Raw genomic sequence first — 3,140 nt, 5'->3', positions numbered from 1 at the left:
TAAACCGGCATTATAACAGAAACTTTTACCATAAATTAACACACCTATTTAAAAATCCTTTTAATCTGTCTTAAAGGCTTTGTAATCTTCCAGCTTGTTGAATTCTGCATCTCATCATTGGTTTGCTTCAACTCTTCAATTTCCTCTTTAAGATGGATATTTTCCATTTTTTCTTCAAATTCCTCATGATTTTCAGAGGATAATGTATTTAAAAATATCTCTCTGCTCTTTTCAGTCAGATCATCTATTATATAATCATAAAACTCCTTGTCATCAGCTATCTTTTGATAATCTTCCTTCATTGCCTGAAAGTACATTTCCTTGTATTGGGGCTGGATTTCAGGATACCAGTGATATACCTTTTCGAACTTTCTTATTCCAAGTCCTGTCTTATATCTGTCAAAAACCCCATGTCTTGTAAATATGTCCCAAATCATATTGGAAATTGTCAGAGAATCAATGTAGCGTTTGTCTCCGGCACCTGTGGAAGATTTTGAATGATTCTTTCTAATGTATAAATATTTCTTGTAAAAATAAATTCTCTCTCCGTTGAGGAGTATGTCCCACCAGAATATGTTGTCGTGGAAAATGAGCCCTTCTGCAAACTGGGCTCCGGTTCTTTTAACGAAATCAAGGTTGTAGAACTTGCACCATGGAGTGGATGAAGTTTCAAATATCAAATCGCCAAGGTCTCTGTAGCTGAATACGCTTTCCCCTACCTTTTCGGCTACGGCATCCATCCTGAAGTATCTGATGTTTTGATATTCACCGGTATCCACATCATAATTGGTGGCCCTGAACATTACAAAGTCAAGGTCCTTGTCTTCAGCTATCTTATATAATTCCTTTAAAGCATTTCTTTTAAGCTCGTCATCTGCATCCATACAGTAGAGATACTTTCCGGTGGTGTGAGTAAGTGCCACGTTTCTTGCGGCTCCGCCTCCACGGTTTTCCTGATGAAATACTTTGACCCTTGAATCCTTTTTAGCAAATTCATTGAGGATTTCAAGAGATGAATCCTTTGAGCCGTCATCTACACATATAAGCTCCAGATCATCCAAAGTCTGGTTTAATATACCGTTGATGGATTCCTCCAGGTAATCTTCAGCATTATATACAGGCATTATAACAGAAACTTTAACCATAAATCTTCTCCCTTAGAATAAATTAATAATAATAAATTTTTATCCGGCACCGCTGAACTTGTCAAGTACCGGAATTTTACTTAAAACATAAACCAGTAACCATGATAAAATAAGAACTCCAATAAACAGTATCGGCAATAATCTCAGCTGGTTAACGTGGAATACCTTATCGATTATCTTATAAAGCAGACTGTTTACAAGATACATTCCATAGCTGCATACGCTCAATGACAGTACGGCCTTTCCGATGATTCCATTTTCAATTTTACTGTGCGCCCTTCCAAGCAATGACTCAGGATTTGAATCACAGTAGTTATTATAACGTTTAAACATTAAAAACAAACCGATGGAAGCCAATACGACAAACAATGACAGATATTTGGTTTCAATTTTAGGAATATCCTTCATGAAGATATAGAAATCTATCGAAATCGATGCGAAAAACATGAGAAAACCAAAGAGTATCATGTTTCTGTCTGAAATGTTTACTGTCTTATTGGCCAGCCAGTATCCTAAAACCAGATAACCTATGAATCTGGCGAAATATGACAATTCCAATTGATAGAAAGGATAGTGGTTGAATGTATTCAGTATTATTGTAACAAACCATATAATCATGAAATATTCACATCCCTTCATGCCGTATTCCCTGACAAAGGAATTCACGACCGGAAGGATTAGATAAATGCCCATCATGGTCCATACAAACCAAGGCCATCTGTTGATTCCAAAGAATGTCTTGAATGCATCATTATAGCTGTTGTGCAGGATAAACAATGAAATTATTATAGCTATTGGTATCCAGAAAAGGAACGGATACAGTATCCTTGAAAATCTCTTTTTAAAGAATGCTGAAAGGCCATGATAATCCCTGTTAAGCAAAAGCGCTCCGCTAAGCATGAAAAATATCGGAACGGCAACATGGGTTAGAACATAAAATATCCCAGGCATTGAAACACTCAGGGTTTCATATCTGAACGGACGGAAAAGTATGCATGCATGGCACAAAACGACGAAAATGATGGCTAACGCCCTTAGCTCATCAAAATAAAATATTCTCTTTTTTGTTTTAGTTGCCATAATCTAACCTTAATTTAATCCGTCATTAATCTGCAATGGTTTTACACATGAAGATGCCTTATTGAATAATGTACCGTTATAGCTGCAGTGAATGGTGTAATTTCCATTCTCCAAAGTCATCAGTTGAACAGACCCCTGTCCTTCACTGTCTGTTTTCACTTCATATTTGTGTGGCCAGCCGGAATCATCCAAAACTTTGACATAAATGATTTCATTAGGATAAGGATTCCTGTATTCGTCTGTAAGCATCACTGTTACATAATCACCATTTTTAAGAGTTCCGTTGCTCAATACTTCAATTTTGGTATTGTGAGTATTTGAGGATACGTAAATAAATGCACCGATGGCAATTATCACTATCAGCACTACTGCTGCAATTATTGTCTGCTGTTTATCCATTATACCACCTTTAATTATTATGAACTAGCAATACATCGATTTCTGCATTTTTGAGAACCTTTTCGACTACGCTTCCAAGGATGAATTTGTGAAGGCCGCTTTTTCCTGAAGATGAAATTACAATCAAATCGGCGCCTTCCTCTTCGGCAACCCTATTGATGGATTCGGCGGCAAATCCTGTAACCACCATTGTTCTTACGTTAAGTGATGGATCAAATAACTTTTCCATTTTTGAAACTGCAGTTTCCGCTTCTTTTTTCAGTACCTGATTAACTTTTTTAACTTTTTTTCTGCTTTGAAATGCACTGGATGTTATTTTACCCGCTACGGACAATATGATAATTTCTCCATCATCAGCTATTAATTTGGTAACTCTATCAACTTCTTGTTCTGCATAACCTGAACCGTCAGTGGGAAGTAAAATTTTCTTATACATTATCATTACACCTTTTATTATGTATTTCTATATTTATCTTTAATAGTTAATAATGTTAATTATGTTTTAGATAGGACAGG

4 protein-coding genes are annotated in these 3,140 nt (G+C 36.1%); all 4 read right to left on the bottom strand.

Annotated features, from left to right (window positions below; translation table 11 throughout):
• Nucleotides 1-44 precede the first annotated feature (44 nt).
• From ACJMLH_RS10105 to ACJMLH_RS10090, 4 genes are read right to left on the bottom strand one after another with little or no spacing between them, the layout of a single operon-like run.
• Entirely contained in the window at nucleotides 45-1,145 is a 1,101-nt protein-coding gene (locus ACJMLH_RS10105) for a glycosyltransferase family 2 protein (RefSeq protein ID WP_405277301.1), read from the bottom strand.
• Nucleotides 1,146-1,184: 39 nt separating this feature from the next.
• Nucleotides 1,185-2,225, bottom strand: coding sequence for an acyltransferase (locus tag ACJMLH_RS10100; RefSeq protein WP_405277299.1), 1,041 nt, complete (start codon nucleotides 2,223-2,225; stop codon nucleotides 1,185-1,187).
• Between the two features lie 9 nt (nucleotides 2,226-2,234).
• Nucleotides 2,235-2,624, bottom strand: a complete 390-nt coding sequence (locus ACJMLH_RS10095; RefSeq protein ID WP_405277297.1) for a hypothetical protein — start codon at nucleotides 2,622-2,624, stop codon at nucleotides 2,235-2,237.
• Nucleotides 2,625-2,634: 10 nt separating this feature from the next.
• Entirely contained in the window at nucleotides 2,635-3,060 is a 426-nt protein-coding gene (locus tag ACJMLH_RS10090; protein ID WP_405277295.1) for a universal stress protein, read from the bottom strand.
• Nucleotides 3,061-3,140 lie beyond the last annotated feature (80 nt).

Origin of the sequence: Methanobrevibacter sp. (assembly GCF_045116495.1) — an archaeon.
Taxonomy (GTDB): domain Archaea; phylum Methanobacteriota; class Methanobacteria; order Methanobacteriales; family Methanobacteriaceae; genus Methanocatella.
Note: the sequence above shows the minus strand (reverse complement) of the source record. Positions and strands in the feature narration are given on the sequence as shown.